The organism is Acutalibacter sp. LFL-21, assembly GCF_025630755.1.
Taxonomy (GTDB): domain Bacteria; phylum Bacillota; class Clostridia; order Oscillospirales; family Acutalibacteraceae; genus Acutalibacter; species Acutalibacter stercoravium.
The window spans coordinates 143,458-159,697 of sequence record NZ_JAOTNT010000001.1 but is presented as its reverse complement, the minus strand read 5'-3'; the positions used below and the strand labels follow the sequence as shown (position 1 = coordinate 159,697).

Sequence of the window (16,240 nt, the reverse complement as noted above, 5' to 3'; positions counted from 1 at the left end):
TTTTTTTGTGGAACTGTGAAAGCGCAAAGAAAATCAAGTTGGCGGCTCTGTTGCTGGCTGGCGCCATGCTGCTCACGGCGTCCGCTGTTGGGACGCGGGCACGGACACTCCCAACATCATGCCGCCCACTCTGTGCGCCCTGCTCTCTGGCGTGGACTGACGCGAAACGGGATACCAGGATGTGGGCCTGCCGGACCATCAGGCCAAAATCGACCAGGCCATTGCCGATGGGTTCTTCTCCCAGCCGGACCACCATGTGCCCGGCCTGTTTATGAGCATGGGAAATCTAGGTTCCATGAACGCGGGCCATGTGTTTGGGATGAGCTCCACAAACTGCGCCAGCCTGTCCCAGGGCATGGTGCGGGGCCGCCGCCTGGTGCAGGAGTACCTGCGCTTTTACCAGAAATACTATGACCTTCCGAAGCTCCAATTGGTGACCACTGCGGCCATGATGGGCATTCGGGAATCCAGGCGCATTCAGGGGGAGTATGTGCTGGGGTATGAGGATTACACCGCCCGGCGGAAATTCCCAGACCAAATCGCCATTTTCGCCAAGGCTATCGACATCCATGTGTACGATTGCTCCGAGGAACAGTATGAGCGGTATTACGGCTCTTTTACCAAGGTAAAGGCACGGGTTACAGAATGTCGATGTACTCCCCGCTCAGGGCCTTGTTCATGCTGCGCACGGCGCAGAACTTGCCGCACATGCTGCAGGTGTCGCTGTGGTCGTCCTCGGGCTTGCGGCTGTCTCGGATGGCCCGGGCGGTCTCGGGGTCCAGGGCGCAGGCGAACTGGGCTTCCCAGTCCAGGGCACGGCGGGCGTTGGCCATCTTGTCGTCTATCTCCTGGGCGCCGGGGATGCCCTTGGCGATGTCCGCGGCGTGGGCGGCGATTTTCGAGGCGATGATGCCCTGCTTTACGTCCTCCACGTTGGGTAGGGCCAGGTGCTCCGCCGGGGTGACGTAGCACAGGAAGGCCGCGCCGCTCATGGCCGCCACCGCCCCGCCAATGGCGGCTGTGATGTGGTCGTATCCCGGGGCGATGTCCGTCACCAGGGGGCCCAGCACATAGAAGGGCGCCCCCATGCAGATGCTCTGCTGCACCTGCATGTTGGCCGCCACCTGGTTCAGGGGCACGTGGCCGGGGCCCTCCACCATCACCTGGACGTTGTGCTCCCAGGCCCGTTTGGTCAGCTCGCCCAGACGCACCAGCTCCTCAATCTGGCACACGTCGGTGGCGTCGGCCAGGCAGCCGGGCCGGCAGGCGTCCCCCAGGGAGATGGTCACGTCGTGCTGTTCGCAGATGTCCAGAATCTCGTCGAAGTGCTCGTAGAAGGGGTTTTCCTCCCCGGTCATGGTCATCCAGGCGAACACCAGGCTGCCGCCCCGGCTGACAATGTTCATCTTCCGCTTGTGGCGGCGGATCTGGTCAATGGTCTTGCGGGTGATGCCGCAGTGCAGGGTGACAAAGTCCACCCCATCCTCCGCGTGAAGGCGCACCACGTCGATGAAGTCCTGGGCGGTGAGGGTGCCCAGGTCCCGCTGGTAGTGGATGACGCTGTCGTACACCGGCACGGTGCCGATCATGGCGGGGCACTCGGCCACCAGCTTTTTCCGGAAGGGCTGGGTGTCCCCGTGGGAGGACAGGTCCATGATGGCCTCGGCCCCCAGGTCGATGGCGCTCTGCACCTTTTTCATCTCGATGTCATAGTCCTTGCAGTCCCGGGAGACCCCCAGGTTCACGTTGATCTTGGTGCGCAGCATGCTGCCCACGCCTTCGGGGTTCAGGCAGGTGTGGGCCTTGTTGGCGCAGATGGCCACCTGGCCCTTTGCCACCAGTTCCATCAGCTTTTCCAGAGGCATGCGCTCCTTCTTCGCCACAATCTTCATCTGGGGGGTGGCAATGCCCTTGCGGGCGGCGTCCATTTGGGTGGTGTATTCCATAGGTCAGTCCTCCTTGTGGGTTCTCAGTGGATAGGCGTGGTCTAAGGGGCCGCTGCCATGGCCCAGGTCCAGCATGGCCGCCAGGGCCCCAGAGAGGTACGCCTTGGCGTTTGTCACGGCGGTTTCCAGGTCCTGGCCCTTGGCAAGGTTCGCGGCAATGGCGCTTGAAAGGGTGCAGCCGGTGCCGTGGGTGTTGGGGTTGCCGATGCGCTGGCCCAAGAACCACCGGCCCTGCCCCTGGCAGTACAGGTAGTCGTTGGCGTCGTTGAGGCTGTGGCCGCCCTTGCACAGCACGGCGCAGCCATAGGCGTCCCCCACGGCTTTGGCGGCGGCCTCCATGTCCTCTGGGGTGTGGATGTCCTGCCCGGAAAGGGCCTGGGCCTCGGGGATGTTGGGCGTCACCACCGCGGCCAGGGGGAACAGCTCTTCCCGCAGGGCGGCGGCAGCGTCGTTTTCCAGCAGCCGGGATCCGCTGGTGGAGACCATCACCGGGTCCACCACCACGTTTTGAGCGCCGTACTGGCGCAGCTTCTGGGCGATGACGCGGATGAGCCCCGCCGAGGAAACCATGCCCACTTTCACCGCGTCGGGCCGGATGTCCTGGAACACGGCGTCAATCTGCTGGCCTAAAAACTCCGGCTCCACCTCTAAAATGTTGGTGACGCCCAAGGTGTTCTGCACGGTCAGCGCGGTGATGGCGCACATGGCGTATACGCCGTTCATGGTCATCGTTTTCAGGTCCGCCTGGATGCCCGCCCCGCCGCTGGGGTCGCTTCCGGCGATGGATAGGCATGTGTTCATGGGTTACACTCCTTTACAGCGCGCTCCGCCAGGGCACGCAGCTCCCGGCAGGCGGCTTCGATGTCCGGCTGGGAGAAGATGGCGGAGACCAGGGCAAATCCGTCCATGCCGCCCCCCGCCAAGGCGGGCAGGTTCTCCCGGCTGATGCCCCCAATGGCCACGCAGGGGATGGACACGCTGGCGCAGATCTCCCGCAGCTGCCCCGTGGTGATGCGGATGGCGTTTTTCTTGGTGGGGGAGGGGAACACCGCCCCCACCCCCAGGTAATCCGCCCCGGCGGCTTGGGCGGCCCGGGCCTGTTCCACGGTTTTGGCTGTGGCCCCGATGAGGAAGCCCTTGCCCGCCTGGCGGCGTATCTCCGCCACCGGCTGGTCCTCGATGCCCACGTGGACGCCGTCAGCCCCGCTTTTCAGGGCCACCTCCAGGGAGTCGTTGACGATCAGTGGCACCCCGTAGCGGTGGCACAGGGCTGTGGCCTGGGCGGCCTCCCGGATATAGTCCAGCCGGGAAAGATCCTTTTCCCGCAGCTGCACCAAGGTGGCGCCGCCTTTCAGCGCGGACTCTATCTGTTCCAGCAAAGTCTGCCTGCCCACCCACGCCCGATCCGTCACGGCGTAGAGCAGCAGGTTTTGGGCGGTGAAGTTCATTCTCCCGCCTCCTTTCTCAGTTGGCTCACAAGGCGGGCCGGGTCGGGGGCGGTCATCAGGCCGCTCATCACGCAGGCCCCGGCGGCCCCAGCTTGTTTTACTTGGGCGATGTTCCCCGGCCCCACGCCCCCAATGGCGTACACGGGCAGGGGGGAGGCTTGGCACACCTGTGCCAGCAGCTCCACGCCCCGGGGTGGCAGGCCCGGCTTGCACCCGGTGGGGAAGATGTGCCCCAGTGTGCCATAGGAGCACCCAAGCTCCGCCGCCTCCAGCACATCCTCCAGGCTGTGGCAGGAGGCCCCCAGCGCCGGGAAAGCTGCCCGCTCCTCCGGGGAGAGCGCCCGCAGCCGGGGGAGGGGCAGGTGCAGGGCGGGGGCGCCCAGCTCTTTGGCTGTCTGGGGGAAGTTGTGCACCGCGCACTCCACCCCATACCGGCGGCAGAGCGCCAGCGCCTGGGCGGCCAAAAGCTTGTACTCTGGCTCCGGCAGGTCCTTCTCCCGCAGGATGATTTTGTCCACCCCGGCGGCCGCCACCCGCTCCAGCTGGGAAAGAAAGTCGTTGGGGCACAGCGCCCTGGCGGTGACGCACAGGATCTCAAACATAGAGGTAATCGTTGAGGACGGGCTGCAAGCCCTCCTCCGCCATGTCCTGGTACATCTGGGAGAGGCTGCGCTCGTCGCTGATCTCAAACTGCTCGTCGCCCGTTTCCTCGGCCTCCTTCCCCTGGTATTTGCTCTCGTGGTCCCCGATGCCGGTGCTCACCCCGGCGGAAACCTTGGTGGCAGCGATGCGCACAATGCCGTTGCGGAAGGCGGCGTTCTCCCGGGAGGAGACGGTGATGCCCACAAAGGGCAGGAAGATGCGGTAGGCGCACAGCACCTGGCACAGCTGGCGCTCGCCCACGTCCAGGGGGTTGATCTTGTCGTTGTTGATGATGGGCCGCAGCCGCGGGCAGGAGAGGGACATCTCCGCCGCGGGGTACTTCCGCTGGAGGTAGTAGACGTGCAAGGCGCTGGCCAGGGCGTCCTTGCGGAAATCCGCCAGGCCCAAAAGGGCCGAGAAGGCCACGCCCCGCATGCCGCCCCGCAGGGCCCGCTCCTGGGCGTCGAAGCGGTAGGGCCACACCCGCTTGTGGCCCATCAGGTGCAGCGTCTCGTACTTGTCCCGGTCGTAGGTCTCCTGGAACACGGTGACGTAGTCCGCCCCGCATTCATGGAGGTAGCGGTATTCGCCGGTGTTGACAGGGTAGATCTCCAACCCCACGTTGCGGAAGTGCTTCCGGGCCAGCTTGCAGGCCTCGCCGATGTACTCCACGGAGCTCATGGAGCGGCTCTCCCCGGTGAGGATGAGGATTTCCTCCATGCCGCTTTGGGCAATGACCTCCATCTCGTGCTCAATCTGCCCCAGAGAGAGCTTCATCCGGTGGATGTGGTTGTAGCAGTTAAAGCCGCAGTACACGCAGTAGTTCTCGCAGTAGTTGGCGATGTACAAGGGGGTGAACAGGTACACCGTGTTGCCGAAGTGCTTTTTGGTCTCCAGGCAGGCCCGCTGGGCCATCTCCTCCAAAAAGGGCTCGGCCGCCGGGGAGAGCAGGGCCTTGAAGTCCTCGATGGTGCAGGTTTCGTGCTCCAGGGCGGCCCGCACGTCCCGGGCGGTGTACTGGGCGTAGTCGTAGCTGTCCATCTGGGAGAGCACCTTCTCCATCACGTCCGAGTGGAGCACCTCCATGCCGGGCAGGTACTCCAGGTGGCTCTTCCGGGAGGAGGGGTCCGTCTCCAGCCGGTGCTTTTTCTCCAAAGCCTGGGGGGAGAGGAATTCAGAGTCGATCAAAAACTGGTTTTCCCGCTGTGCCATGATAACGCCCCCTCAGTCCCGCAAAAAGCCCGTCAGGGGGTCAGAGGCGCTGGCGCCCCGGGCCAGCACCCGCCCCAGCCCGGAGAGGTACGCCTTGCGGCCCGCCTCGATGGCCTGGCGGAAGGCGGCGGCCATCAGGGGCAGGTCCCCGGCGGTGGCCAAAGCGGTGTTGGCCATAATGGCCGCGGCGCCCATCTCCATGGCCTCGCAGGCCTGGGAGGGCCGGCCGATGCCCGCGTCCACAATGACGGGCAGGTCGATCTCGTCAATGAGGATCTGGATAAAGTCCCGGGTGGCCAGACCCTTGTTGGAGCCGATGGGGGAGGCCAGGGGCATCACGCAGGCGGCCCCGGCGCTGACCAGGTCCCGGGCGGCGTTTAAATCGGGGTACATGTAGGGCATCACCACAAAGCCCTCTTTGGCCAGGATTTCCGTGGCCTTGATGGTCTCCTGGTTGTCGGGCAGCAGGTACTTGGTGTCCCGCATGATCTCAATTTTCACAAAGTCCCCGCAGCCCAGCTCCCGGGCCAGGCGGGCAATGCGCACAGCCTCTTCCGCGTTCCGGGCGCCGGAGGTGTTGGGCAGCAGCGTCACCCCCTGGGGAATGTAGTCCAAGATGTTCTCCTTCTCGGTGGTGTTGGCCCGGCGCACCGCCAGGGTGATCATCTGGGCGCCGGCGTCCCGCACCGCGGCCTCAATCAGCTCCAGGGAGTATTTCCCCGAGCCCAAAATGAACCGGGAGGTGAATTCCCTGCCTCCCAGGCTCCAAGTGTCCTGTGTGTTCATGGTCGATTCCCTCTTTCTAAAAAATAAAGTTAAACGTCAAATTCCCCGGCTAGGATGCGCAGTACAGCCTGGGCTTGATGGGCCGCGCAGAGCATCACCCGGGGGGCGAACAGGCTGCTGTTTTGCACATCGCTTTCCCCGTCGCCGCAAAGGTAGAGCCGGGACCCCACCCGCCGGGTGCGGATGGCGTTGGCAGGCCCCAGCCCCGCCATGCCGGAGGCCGCCACCAGGTACGTTTCCGGCAGGCGCTCCAGCACGGTGTTGGTAAGCAGGGCCTTTTCCTCCGGCCGGTCAAAGGCTTCGCAGACCACCTGGGCTCCTTGCAGCAGCAGGGGAATGTTTTCCTCTGTCAGCCGCAGGGCATGGGGCTCCAAACGGAGGTACGGGTTGACCTCCCGCAAATTTTCCGCCAAGGCCATGGGCTTTTCCAGCCCGATCTGAGAGGCCTTGTACTGCTGGCGGTTCAGGTTGGACAGGTCCACCCGGTCAAAGTCGAAGAGGCGCAGCGTGCCCACCCCGGCCCTGGCCAGGGCCAGCGCAATGTGGGAACCCAGCCCCCCCAGCCCGCAGACCGCCACCGTGGCCTGCTGGAAGCGCTCCCACAGAGCTGGGCCGATCCGCCCCCGGAGGGAGGCCTCCATTGCTTTCCTGGCGGGCGGGCCGCCCTCAGCCCCCGCCCACAAAGCGGACCACCTCCAGCGCGTCGCCGTCCTCCAGCACAGTGGAGGCGTACTGGGCTTTGGGGACGATCTCCCCATTGCGCTCCACGGCGATGCGGCCGGTTTCGTATCCGGCAGAGGCCAGAAGCTCCGCCAGGGTCTTGCCCGCCGCGTCCTGGGCCTGCCCATTGACTGTTACCATATCCATTCCTCCTTTTTGGACAAAAGAAAACGGGGATACCTGCTACGGTATCCCCGGGAAAGGCGTATGTCACTTCCTACGACGGCATTATCCGTATCAGGTAAAGGGTCGAAGTTGATGACTTCCTCTCAGCCTGCCAATACAAGCTCCCCTGGTTTTTATTTAACTGTATTATAGCAAGCGGCGCCGGATCCGTCAAGGGCGGGAAACAGCCCGTGGGAACAAAGCGTGCCAGCTGGGTGGCGCTCCTGCCGCCGGCTATTCCCCCGCGTTTTGGGCGGCGGGCTCCCGGCGGGGCCGGACGGTTACACGCACCCGGTCACCGGCTTGCTTGTGCAGCGCCGCGCGGATATCCTTGCGCACGCCGAGAATATAACAGATGGAACCATCCGGGTTTTTCACCCCCATATTGACCAGGCTTCCGGCATAGGAGACCCCATCGAAGGCGGCGTCCACTTTCAGCCGCCCCACGCCGAACTCCTTCCGGAGATCCAGGGGAAAGCGGACAAAGGCCCCCTTCCCGTCGGGCGTGGACTCGATGACGGCTTCAAATTCGTAACAGCGCTGGTCCATAGGGCTTCCTCCGTGTGAAAAGGGAATCTACAGTATGGGGTATGGGAGGGAGGGCGTGAGAAAATACAGCCGGCAGTGCCTTTTTAGTCCGCCTTTCCGTGGATGAGGGGGGAAATTTTCTTGTAGACCAAAAAGGTGATCGCTACATCGCACAGGGCCTTGAACAGGGTGAAGGGGCAGTTGAACCACAGCAGGGCCTGGGCCAGGTTCTCCACCGCCGGGTTGATGGCCTGGTACAGCCCCAAAATGGCTTCCAGGGGGTACATGGTGGCGGTGTAGAAGGGATAGGTGATGAAATAGTTGATGGGGAAGCTCATGGCGGCCATCACCACCGCCCCCAGCAAAGAGCCCCACAAAGCGCCCCAGCGGTCCTTGCGGAGCTTGTAGAACAGCCCGGCAGGCACCACAAAAGTGACGCCCAAAAGGAAGTTGCACAGCTCGCCCACACCGGCAGTGGAGGACATGGCCAGGTTGATGAGGTTTTTCAGAAAGCACACTGCCACCCCGCTGGCAGGCCCCATGGAAAAGGCCGCAATCAGGGCGGGAAGCTCGGAGAAGTCCAGCTTGACAAAGCTGGGGATGACGGGCAGGCTGAAGCTGAGGAACATCAGCACGGTGGCCACCGCCCCCAAAATGGCAGTCATAGCCAAGGTTCTGGGGTTGACGCGCTTGCGGCCCGGGGAATTTTGAACAGCGCTCTTTTGCATAAAAACCATCCCTTTCGGAAAATTTTGCTTGCAAAAGACCGAAGGGGTGGCGAAAGGGCGAAAAAATCCCGGAACCGCGCGCGGCTCCGGGGACCCTTTTTGATGAAATGAGAAAAACGGAACGGCGCCCCGCCGTCCCCAATCTTCTATCATCCGGACTTTGCCTGGATATACCAGGCGTTCACCGTCGGTGCTGGAATCACACCAGCTCGGCGGAGGGTTGCCCCTCCGTTCGCAGACTATACTGCCGGTAAGGAATTGCACCTTGCCCCGAAGATCATTTGCTGGTATCATTTTAGTACAGAGTTTTGCGCCTGTCAAGGAGGAATTGGATATGAAGCTCTTTTGCCGTGATGAGATGCAGCGCCTGGAGATGGCGGCTGTTGCCGCGGGGGTCCCCCTCGCCCAGCTGATGGAGAACGCGGGCCGGGCCCTGGCCCAAGAAGTGCTGTGCCGCTGCCGCCCCGTAAAGGGGAAGCGGGCCGTGGTGCTGTGCGGAAGGGGCAACAACGGGGGCGATGGATTTGTCTGCGCCCGGGTGCTGGCCCAGCAGGGCATGGAGTGCGTGGTCATCCTGGCCCAGGGCGCGCCCCGGACGGACTTGGCGGGGGAGGCCTTCGCCGCCCTGCCGGAAGGGGTGCGGGTCCTCTCGGGAGAGGACCGGGAGGCGGCCCGCCGGGAGATGGAGGGGGCCGGTGTGCTCATCGACTGCGTGTTCGGCTTCAGCTTCCGGGGAGAGCTTTCCGGCCTGCCCGCCCAGCTGCTGGGCTTTGCCAACGGGGTGCCCTGCCTGAAGGTCTCCGCCGACCTGCCCAGCGGCGTGGAATGCGACACGGGCCGGGTGTCCGCCGGGGCGTTCCGTGCGGACGTGACGGTCACGTTTACCGGGAAAAAGCCAGCCAATGCTTCCTACCCCGGCAAGGAGTTCTGCGGGGAGACCGTGGTGCGGCAAGTGGGGGTGCCCGCCGCCCTTGTGGAGGGGGCGGAGACCCATATTTTTGAAACGGATGCCGGGTTCCCTCCGGCGTGTTTTTCCACCCCGGACCCCCAGGCCAACAAGGGGGACAATGGAAAGCTGCTGATGGTCTGCGGCAGCTGGGGCATGGCGGGGGCCTGTGTCATGGCGGCCCAGGCAGCTCTGCGCTGTGGGGTGGGGCTGCTGCAAATCGCCGTGGAGGAACGGCTCTACCCCCTCATCGCCCAGGCGGTGCCCCAGGCGGTGTACATCATTTTGGACTGGGAGAACCGGCGGGAAGAGAGCGAGGAAAGGCTTTTTGAAGCCCTGCGGGGCTGCACTGCCTGCCTGGTGGGCTGCGGCCTGGGGACGGACTCTGAGCGGCTGTGCCCCCTGGTGTTCTCTCATTGCCAGCGGCCCTTGGTGGCGGACGCGGACGCCGTCAATTTTCTCTCCCGGCATCCGGGCTTTTTAGAGGGCATTCAGGCGCCTGTGGTGCTGACGCCCCATCCCGGGGAGATGGCCCGTCTCTGCGATGACACCATCCCGGAGATCCAATCGGACCGGTTGGGAGCTGCCCGGCAGAAGGCGAAGGACACCGGCGCCGTGGTGGCCCTGAAGGGGGCGGCTACCGTGGTGGCAGCCCCCGATGGGCGCTGCGCGGTGAACCCCACCGGAAACCCGGGCATGGCGAAAGGGGGCAGCGGCGACGTGCTGGCGGGCATGGCGGGGGCTTTTCTGGCCCAGGGAATGCGGGCCTTTGAGGCGGCGGTGCTGGCGGTGTATCTTCATGGGTATGCCGGGGACCGGTGCGCGGAGCGCCTGGGCCAGCGTGCCATGCTGCCCACGGACCTGGTGGAGGCCCTGCCCCAGGTGTTCCAGGCTTTCCCGGCAGGGGAAGGGGCCCTGTGAGGGGGCAACAGCCCGCAAAGCGGCCCGGCCTTGTGAAAAGGTCCGGGCCGCTTCTCATGGGCAGGGCTCACTCCCGCAGCATCTGGATGTGGGGGATGCCGTCCTCTAAAAACTCCTCCGAGACCTGCCGGAAGCCGAACTTCTCGTAAAAGCCTTTGGCGTAGGTCTGGGCCTCGATGCGCAGGGGTCCCTTTCCCAGCCAGGCCTCCGCGGCTTTCAGCCCCCGGCGCAGCAGCTCTGCTCCCAGGCCTTGGCCCCGCGCCCGTGTGGCCACCCTTCCCAGAGAGGCTTCCGGGAAGGAAACGCCCGGCCGCAGCACCCGCAGATAAGCCTGAACCCCGGTTTCATCCCAGGCAAAGACGTGCAGGGCCTCTGGGTCCTTTCCGTCCAGCTCGGGGTAAGGGCAGCGCTGCTCCACCACGAACACGTCCACCCGCAGCTGGAGAAGCCGGTAGAGCTCTTCCGGGGACAAATCCGCAAAGCGTTTGCATTCCCACTGCATAAGCTGCCTCCTTTCAGGGGTATTTTCCCCCATTATAGCATAGATTTCCCAAGGGGGGAAGGCGGGCGGCCCGGCTTTACAAACCGGCCGGAATCTGCTACAATAGCTCAAATAGCCGGCTGCGGCCGGAAGTTTTTTGGAAATAGGGGAAATGTGGATGATCTATTCCTATCTTTGGGTCTTTTTTCTGTTCTCGTTTTTAGGCTGGTGCAGCGAAGTGATCTTCGCGGCCATCCGGCAGAAGCGCTTTGTCAACCGGGGATTTTTGAACGGGCCCCTTTGCCCCATTTACGGCCTGGGCGTGGTGCTCATCGACGCCCTGCTGCGCCCCTTTGGGGACAGCCTGGCCATTCAGCTGGTGGGCTCTATGCTGTTGGGCTCGGCGCTGGAATACCTGGCGGGTTTTCTGCTGGAAAAGCTGTTCCACCAGAAATGGTGGGATTACTCTGACCGGCCCCACAACCTGCACGGCTACATCTGCCTGAAGTTCAGCGTGGTATGGGCTTTGGCGGGGGCGATGACCGCCCGGTACATCATGCCTGGCTTTGTGCGGCTGTTTTCCCACATCCCCCGGCCCCTGGGCTGGGTGCTGCTGGCGGTGCTGGGAGGGCTGCTGCTGGCGGACCTGCTGGTGACGGTGGTGGCCATTGTGGGCCTGAACCGCAAGCTGCGGAATTTGGAATACGTCACAAGCAAGCTGCGGCAGGGCTCGGATAAGCTGGGGAAGGACCTCTCCAAAGGCGCCATTGCCCTGCATGGAAAGCGCCTGGCGGGCAAGCGCGCCTTGGAGAAGGACTGGCAGCGGGAGGCTGCCCGCCTGAAGGCCAAGTACGAGCAGAATATCCAGAACAACTGGCTGCGGCGCCGGCTCTCCATGGCGTTCCCCAACCTGCAGGTGCTCAAGCACAATGAACAGCTGGAGGAGCTGCGCCAGAACATGAGCGTGCTGCGCCGCCGCTCTTGGGAGGCCCTGCGCAAGCGCAACGAGGACGCCCGGGCCGCCTATGAGACCCGGCTGGCCCCTGGCGAGGAGCGGCCCTTCGCCTTTGGCCTGTGCTATTCCAAGCTTTTCTGGATCTTCATGGTGGGCAATGTGGTGGGTTTTGTGCTGGAGACGTTGTATGCCCTGGTGCGCACCCATGAGTTCCAGATCCGTGTGGGGCTGGTGTTTGGCCCCTTCATCCCCGTGTATGGCTTGGGGGCGGTGGCCATTACCCTGCTGCTTTGGCGCATGTATAACCAAAAGGATGTTATGATCTTTTTGGCCAGCATGTTTATCGGCGGCGCCTTTGAATACCTGTGCAGTTTTTTGCAGCAGGCCGTGTTTGGCACGGTCTCCTGGGAGTACAGCGACTCCCCCTTGAATATTGGCGGCCGCACCAACTTGATGTACTCCTTCTTCTGGGGGATTCTGGGTTTGGTGTGGGTAAAGGACCTGTATCCTGCCCTGTCCCGCCGCATTCAAAAGGTCCCCAAGCGGGCGGGCCGTATTCTGACGGCGGTGTTCACCCTGCTGATGGCAGTGGATGTGCTTCTCTCTGCTGGGGCTGTGTACCGCCAGAGCGAGCGGGTCAATGATATCCCCGCGGACAATGTGGTGCGGGAGTTCTTCGACACCTATTTCCCCGACTCCTATTTAGATCTCATTTTCCCCCACATGGAGTATGTGGGCAAGCCAGAGCTTCCATCCGCCCCGCCGCCTAAGGCGTAGGGAGGACAAAGCAGGCCCCCGGCACAACTTTGCCGGGGGCCTGCTTGCATCCGCTCTGGAAACGGAAAAGGCCGCCCCGAAACGCACCGGGGCGGCCCTTTCCAAAGTGGGGAAAAAGAGTCATTGTGAGAAGGGCCCTAAAGGCCGGGTGCTCACACCTTGAACATCAGATCACCATAGGTGGGGTAAGGCCAGTACTTGGAGGACACATGAACCTCCATCTGGTCCACAACGGCCCGCAGCGCCTCCATGGCGGGGATAATTGTATCCTTGTAGTAGGTGGCGGAGGTCAGCACATTGTGGCTTTCTGCCTTTCCGTCGGCCAGCAGGGTGTCCAGGGCCTCCACCTTTTCGTAGGCCTGATCCAGCAGGCCGGAAAGCTTTTTAATGAGAGCGGTCTCTGCGGCGCAGGGCAGGCCGGCACACACGGTGCGCTGGGCCGCCACGGACTTGGCCAGGGATGCTACATACCCGCTGACAGAGAGGAGGATATCCTGCCGGGTCATCTCGCTCATGGTCAAAGCCTCAATGTTCAGCGTTTTGCAGTACTCCTCCATAATGGTCTCATACCGGGCCTCCATCTCCGCCTCGGTGTAGATCTTGTGGGAAGTAAACAGATCCACATTCTTTTTGTCCAAATACCGGGGCAGGGCGTCCACGGTGGTGCGCAGGTTCAAAAGCCCGCGGCGGGCCGCCTCTTGGGTCCAGGCCTCCGAGTAGCCGTCCCCATTGAAGATGATGCGCTTGTGCTCCTGCATCACCTGGCGCACCAGGGTGCGCACATCGCTTTCCAGGTTGGCAGAGCCCTCCAGCTTGTCGGCAAACTGGCGCAGCTCTTCGGCGGCGATGGTGTTCAGCATGATATTGGGGCAGGAAATGGAAATGGCAGAGCCCAGCATGCGGAACTCGAACTTGTTGCCGGTGAAGGCGAAGGGAGAGGTGCGGTTCCGGTCGGTGGTATCCATGGCCAGGTCGGGCAGCACATGCACGCCAGTCTCCAGCTTTTTCTGCTGCGCGCCCACATAGGGGGCGTCGTACTCAATGGACTCCAAAATGGCGGAGAGCTCATCCCCCAGGAACATAGAAATGATGGCGGGAGGGGCCTCGTTGGCGCCCAGCCGGTGGTCGTTGCCGGCAGAGGCCACAGAGATGCGCAGCAGGTCCTGATATTCGTCCACGCCCTTGATAATGGCCGCCAGGAACAGCAGGAACTGGGTGTTTTTGGCGGGTTCCTTGCCGGGGTCCAGCAGGTTCTTGCCGGTGTCTGTGGAGATGGACCAGTTGTTGTGCTTGCCGCTGCCGTTGACCCCATCGAAGGGCTTTTCGTGGAGCAGGCAGACCAAACCGTGCTTGGCGGCCACATTTTTCATGGTTTCCATGGTCAGCTGGTTGTGGTCAGTGGCAATGTTGGTGGTGGTGAAGATGGGGGCCAGCTCATGCTGGGCGGGGGCCACCTCGTTGTGTTTGGTTTTGGCCAGAATGCCCAGCTTCCACAGCTCTTCGTCCAGGTCTTTCATAAAGGCGGCCACCCGGGGCTTGATAGCGCCAAAGTAGTGGTCCTCCAGCTCCTGGCCCTTGGGGGCCTTGGCGCCGAACAGGGTGCGGCCGGTAAAGCGCAGGTCCGGGCGCTGGTCATACAGTGCCTTGTCCACCAGGAAGTACTCCTGCTCCGGGCCCACGGTGGTGATGACCCGCTTGGCCTTCTGGTCCCCAAACAGCCGCAGAATGCGCAGGGCCTGGACATTCAGGTCCTCCATAGAGCGCAGCAGGGGGGTCTTCTTGTCCAGCACCTCGCCGCTGTAAGAACAGAAGGCGGTGGGAATGTAGAGAGAGTCCCCCTTCACAAAGGCGTAGGAGGTGGGGTCCCAGGCGGTGTAGCCCCGGGCCTCAAAGGTGGCCCGCAGGCCGCCGGAGGGGAAAGAGGAGGCGTCGGGCTCGCCTTTAATCAGCTCTTTGCCGGAGAACTGCATAATCACCCGCCCGTCCGAGGTGGGGGAGATGAAGCTGTCGTGCTTTTCCGCGGTGATGCCGTTTAAAGGCTGGAACCAGTGGGTGTAGTGGGTGGCGCCCTTTTCCACGGCCCAGTCCTTCATGGCGTTGGCCACGGCGTTGGCCACGTTCAGGTCCAGGTCTTTGCCCTCGTCGATGGTCTTCCGAAGGGATCTGTACACATCCTTGGGAAGCCGCTCCTGCATGACGTCATCGTTGAATACCGAGCTGCCAAACAGCTCGGGAACGCTTTTGCGGTTTTCCGAACAAGTTCCCATAACATACCACTCTTTCCTTGATGATGGAGTCGGACGCCTTCCCAGGGCTCTGGGAAAGCGCACCGTAAGACGAAAGGCGCTGAAGGGACTTCCCTCAGCGCCTTTGCTGCTCTATGCGCTATTCTATACCTGAACCAAGGGTTTGTCAACGGGTTTTTGCGCGCCAGAGCGCCTTTCTCCAAGGTGAACAGAAGTGCCGGGAAAACCCTTCTTGGTTTTTATGGAAATTTTCGGGGGTTCCCTGCGGGGCACGGCCAAAAGCCGCGGCGGGCCCCGGAACCAGTTGACAAGCGGGGAAGGGCATGGTATCCTTTCATAACAGAAGGACAAAGGCGTCCATCCCCTGGAAGGCAACCGTGCCGGCAAGGGGGTGGGCGCTTTTTTCATCATGGGGGCAAAACCAAAAGGCACGGGGAAGCGTCCCTGCCGCTGGGGCCAAGAAACTGCGCCCATGCCCTGTTGAGTTTGTGTAAATGGGAGAAATGAAATTTCTTCTTGCTTGTTTTCCTCCCATCGGGTATGATATACTATTGATAACTAGAGAGACGAAACAGAAGCGCCTGGGTTCAGGCTCCCAGGGGGAAAGGGACAGGCCCGGCGCGGCGGCGTCAAAAAAGACAGAGAAAGGGTTGAGCGTATGGGGAAAACGGGATATCTGGTGCTGGAAAACGGCAAGATCTTTCGGGGCGAGCGTTTCGGCGCCGAAGGCGAGATGACCGCTGAAGTGGTGTTCACCACGGGAATGACCGGCTATTTGGAAACTTTGACCGACCGCAGCTATTGGGGGCAGATGGTAGTGCAGACCTTCCCCCTTATTGGCAATTACGGCGTTATTCCCGCCGACTTTGAAAGCGATGCCATTGGTCCTTCCGCCTATATTGTAAAGCACTGGTGCCAAGCTCCCTCCAACTTCCGTTCTGAGGGCAGCCTTGACACCTTTTTTAAAGAGCGCGGCGTCATCGGCCTTTCCGGCGTGGACACCCGCACCCTGACCAAGATCATCCGGGAGGCCGGCGTGATGAACGGGGTCATCACCGACGATCCCGCCGCCGTGGACTTTGAGGCCCTGAAGGCCTACCGGGTCACCGGCGCGGTGAAGGCCTCCTCCACGAAGGAACGCTATGTGGTGAGCCCTGCGGGCGAGGTGAAAAAGAAGATCGCCCTGTTGGACTTTGGGCTGAAGAAGAACATCTACCGGGAGCTGGTCAAGCGGGGGGCAGAGGTCACCGTGTGCCCCTGCAGCACCACCGCCCAGGAGATCGCGGCCATGGGCGTGGACGGCATCATGCTGAGTAACGGCCCCGGCGACCCCGCGGAGAATGTGGAGATCATCGCCAACTTGCGGGAAATCTGCAAGCTGGGCATCCCGCTGTTCGGCATCTGCCTGGGGCACCAGCTGCTGGCCCTGGCCCACGGCTTTCAGACCGAGAAGCTGAAATACGGCCACCGGGGCGCCAACCAGCCGGTGAAGAACCTGGAGACCGGCCGGGTGTACATTTCCAGCCAGAACCACGGCTATGCGGTGGTGTCCGGAAGCATCGACGGCAAGACCGCCAAAGAGCTGTTTGTCAACGTCAACGACGGCACCTGCGAGGGCATTCGCTACCTGGACTGCCCCGCCTTTTCCGTGCAGTTCCATCCGGAGGCCTGCGGCGGCCCTCTGGACACCCAGGAGCTGTTCGACCAGTTTTTTGCCATGATGAAGGAGGGGGAATAAT

15 protein-coding genes, 1 pseudogene and 2 riboswitches are annotated in these 16,240 nt (G+C 62.7%); of the genes and pseudogenes, 4 read left to right on the top strand and 12 right to left on the bottom strand.

The features are described 5' to 3' along the window. Nucleotides 1-271: 271 nt before the first annotated feature. A pseudogene (locus tag ODJ80_RS14120) lies at nucleotides 272-574 on the top strand (FAD-dependent oxidoreductase); the annotation flags it as partial. A 64-nt stretch (nucleotides 575-638) separates the two neighbouring features. Here the strand turns inward: ODJ80_RS14120 and thiC are convergent. From thiC to ODJ80_RS00670, 10 genes are all read right to left on the bottom strand, one after another. After that, entirely contained in the window at nucleotides 639-1,946 is a 1,308-nt protein-coding gene (thiC, locus tag ODJ80_RS00715) for a phosphomethylpyrimidine synthase ThiC (protein ID WP_263040490.1), read from the bottom strand. A 3-nt stretch (nucleotides 1,947-1,949) separates the two neighbouring features. Beyond that, on the bottom strand, nucleotides 1,950-2,747 hold the full coding sequence (gene thiD, locus ODJ80_RS00710) for a bifunctional hydroxymethylpyrimidine kinase/phosphomethylpyrimidine kinase (protein WP_263040489.1): 798 nt from the start codon (nucleotides 2,745-2,747) through the stop codon (nucleotides 1,950-1,952). After that, complete coding sequence (gene thiE / locus ODJ80_RS00705) at nucleotides 2,744-3,394, bottom strand: thiamine phosphate synthase (RefSeq protein ID WP_263040488.1); 651 nt, start codon at nucleotides 3,392-3,394, stop codon at nucleotides 2,744-2,746. Before thiE ends, thiD begins: the two co-directional genes overlap by 4 nt. Next, nucleotides 3,391-3,996: a thiamine phosphate synthase gene (locus ODJ80_RS00700; RefSeq protein WP_263040487.1), complete on the bottom strand. Its 606-nt coding sequence runs from the start codon at nucleotides 3,994-3,996 to the stop codon at nucleotides 3,391-3,393. Before ODJ80_RS00700 ends, thiE begins: the two co-directional genes overlap by 4 nt. Continuing rightward, nucleotides 3,989-5,248: a 2-iminoacetate synthase ThiH gene (gene thiH, locus ODJ80_RS00695; RefSeq protein WP_263040486.1), complete on the bottom strand. Its 1,260-nt coding sequence runs from the start codon at nucleotides 5,246-5,248 to the stop codon at nucleotides 3,989-3,991. The genes ODJ80_RS00700 and thiH overlap by 8 nt, the downstream gene beginning before the upstream one ends. A gap of 12 nt (nucleotides 5,249-5,260) precedes the next feature. Then, nucleotides 5,261-6,034, bottom strand: a complete 774-nt coding sequence (locus tag ODJ80_RS00690) for a thiazole synthase (protein WP_263040485.1) — start codon at nucleotides 6,032-6,034, stop codon at nucleotides 5,261-5,263. Nucleotides 6,035-6,063: 29 nt separating this feature from the next. Beyond that, a complete protein-coding gene (gene thiF / locus ODJ80_RS00685) occupies nucleotides 6,064-6,717 on the bottom strand; it encodes a sulfur carrier protein ThiS adenylyltransferase ThiF (RefSeq protein WP_263040484.1) in 654 nt (217 codons plus the stop codon). Further along, a complete protein-coding gene (thiS, locus tag ODJ80_RS00680; RefSeq protein ID WP_263040483.1) occupies nucleotides 6,701-6,895 on the bottom strand; it encodes a sulfur carrier protein ThiS in 195 nt (64 codons plus the stop codon). Before thiS ends, thiF begins: the two co-directional genes overlap by 17 nt. Nucleotides 6,896-6,951: 56 nt before the next feature. Beyond that, a riboswitch (TPP riboswitch) is annotated at nucleotides 6,952-7,058 on the bottom strand. Between the two features lie 95 nt (nucleotides 7,059-7,153). Further along, the gene (locus ODJ80_RS00675; protein WP_263040482.1) at nucleotides 7,154-7,468 is read right to left on the bottom strand and encodes a DUF1905 domain-containing protein; all 315 of its coding nucleotides are present in this window, start codon (nucleotides 7,466-7,468) and stop codon (nucleotides 7,154-7,156) included. An 83-nt stretch (nucleotides 7,469-7,551) separates the two neighbouring features. Next, nucleotides 7,552-8,175, bottom strand: coding sequence for an ECF transporter S component (locus ODJ80_RS00670; RefSeq protein ID WP_263040481.1), 624 nt, complete (start codon nucleotides 8,173-8,175; stop codon nucleotides 7,552-7,554). Between the two features lie 137 nt (nucleotides 8,176-8,312). Further along, nucleotides 8,313-8,457, bottom strand: a riboswitch (FMN riboswitch). A 52-nt stretch (nucleotides 8,458-8,509) separates the two neighbouring features. On the opposite strand from ODJ80_RS00670, the gene ODJ80_RS00665 reads away from it, so the two are divergent. Continuing rightward, nucleotides 8,510-10,042, top strand: coding sequence for an NAD(P)H-hydrate dehydratase (locus ODJ80_RS00665; RefSeq protein ID WP_263040480.1), 1,533 nt, complete (start codon nucleotides 8,510-8,512; stop codon nucleotides 10,040-10,042). A gap of 67 nt (nucleotides 10,043-10,109) precedes the next feature. Here ODJ80_RS00665 and ODJ80_RS00660 read toward each other — a convergent pair whose 3' ends face one another. Further along, a complete protein-coding gene (locus tag ODJ80_RS00660) occupies nucleotides 10,110-10,544 on the bottom strand; it encodes a GNAT family N-acetyltransferase (RefSeq protein WP_178863718.1) in 435 nt (144 codons plus the stop codon). Between the two features lie 157 nt (nucleotides 10,545-10,701). Here ODJ80_RS00660 and ODJ80_RS00655 point away from each other — a divergent pair, with 157 nt between their 5' ends. Next, the gene (locus tag ODJ80_RS00655) at nucleotides 10,702-12,255 is read left to right on the top strand and encodes a putative ABC transporter permease (protein ID WP_263040479.1); all 1,554 of its coding nucleotides are present in this window, start codon (nucleotides 10,702-10,704) and stop codon (nucleotides 12,253-12,255) included. A 152-nt stretch (nucleotides 12,256-12,407) separates the two neighbouring features. On the opposite strand, the gene ODJ80_RS00650 is transcribed toward ODJ80_RS00655, so the two are convergent. Further along, nucleotides 12,408-14,522, bottom strand: a complete 2,115-nt coding sequence (locus tag ODJ80_RS00650) for a glutamine synthetase III family protein (RefSeq protein ID WP_263040478.1) — start codon at nucleotides 14,520-14,522, stop codon at nucleotides 12,408-12,410. A gap of 637 nt (nucleotides 14,523-15,159) precedes the next feature. On the opposite strand from ODJ80_RS00650, the gene ODJ80_RS00645 reads away from it, so the two are divergent. Then, nucleotides 15,160-16,239 (top strand): carbamoyl phosphate synthase small subunit, encoded by a 1,080-nt coding sequence (locus tag ODJ80_RS00645; RefSeq protein WP_263040477.1) that lies wholly within the window; start codon nucleotides 15,160-15,162, stop codon nucleotides 16,237-16,239. Nucleotide 16,240: the final 1 nt, after the last annotated feature.

Coding starts and splice junctions, on each gene's coding strand:
- thiH (WP_263040486.1), bottom strand. CDS start 5,248: ATGGCACAGCGGGAAAACCAGTTTTTGATCGACTCTGAATTCCTCTCC.
- thiC (WP_263040490.1), bottom strand. CDS start 1,946: ATGGAATACACCACCCAAATGGACGCCGCCCGCAAGGGCATTGCCACC.
- ODJ80_RS00675 (WP_263040482.1), bottom strand. CDS start 7,468: ATGGACCAGCGCTGTTACGAATTTGAAGCCGTCATCGAGTCCACGCCC.
- thiS (WP_263040483.1), bottom strand. CDS start 6,895: ATGGTAACAGTCAATGGGCAGGCCCAGGACGCGGCGGGCAAGACCCTG.
- ODJ80_RS00690 (WP_263040485.1), bottom strand. CDS start 6,034: ATGAACACACAGGACACTTGGAGCCTGGGAGGCAGGGAATTCACCTCC.
- ODJ80_RS00665 (WP_263040480.1), top strand. CDS start 8,510: ATGAAGCTCTTTTGCCGTGATGAGATGCAGCGCCTGGAGATGGCGGCT.
- thiD (WP_263040489.1), bottom strand. CDS start 2,747: ATGAACACATGCCTATCCATCGCCGGAAGCGACCCCAGCGGCGGGGCG.
- ODJ80_RS00700 (WP_263040487.1), bottom strand. CDS start 3,996: ATGTTTGAGATCCTGTGCGTCACCGCCAGGGCGCTGTGCCCCAACGAC.
- ODJ80_RS00645 (WP_263040477.1), top strand. CDS start 15,160: ATGGGGAAAACGGGATATCTGGTGCTGGAAAACGGCAAGATCTTTCGG.
- ODJ80_RS00670 (WP_263040481.1), bottom strand. CDS start 8,175: ATGCAAAAGAGCGCTGTTCAAAATTCCCCGGGCCGCAAGCGCGTCAAC.
- ODJ80_RS00655 (WP_263040479.1), top strand. CDS start 10,702: ATGATCTATTCCTATCTTTGGGTCTTTTTTCTGTTCTCGTTTTTAGGC.
- ODJ80_RS00660 (WP_178863718.1), bottom strand. CDS start 10,544: ATGCAGTGGGAATGCAAACGCTTTGCGGATTTGTCCCCGGAAGAGCTC.
- ODJ80_RS00650 (WP_263040478.1), bottom strand. CDS start 14,522: ATGGGAACTTGTTCGGAAAACCGCAAAAGCGTTCCCGAGCTGTTTGGC.
- thiE (WP_263040488.1), bottom strand. CDS start 3,394: ATGAACTTCACCGCCCAAAACCTGCTGCTCTACGCCGTGACGGATCGG.